The 233-nt window shown below is 33.0% G+C and carries 1 protein-coding gene; it reads left to right on the top strand.

Translation table 11 applies throughout. The features are described 5' to 3' along the window. Positions 1 to 233: hypothetical protein (locus tag GT354_RS54515; RefSeq protein WP_237535475.1), on the top strand; the 233-nt coding region annotated here is incomplete at both ends.

The raw sequence follows: 233 nt of genomic DNA, 5'->3' as shown, positions 1-233 counted from the left end.
AATTAACAGCTGAAAATATTTGCTTGAATGCATTTTGTTCGGACGCAGATTATTCCCAGGCGTATGTCGATAAGTTTTGGGATCTTAAAGGTCAGGTTTATTCTGAATTTATTTTGAATGAAAAAGGTTTGTTGGCAGATCACCTAAGCGCATTATATTTTCGAAACAATTCTGATAGCTTTGATGAAAAAAATTTCTTTGAAGATGAATTGATTTGGCAGGATAGATATCCA

Source organism: Streptomyces sp. SID3343 (assembly GCF_009865215.1).
Classification (GTDB): domain Bacteria; phylum Actinomycetota; class Actinomycetes; order Streptomycetales; family Streptomycetaceae; genus Embleya.
The sequence above is the reverse complement of the archived record's forward strand: the minus strand, read 5'-3'. Positions and strand labels throughout refer to the sequence as shown.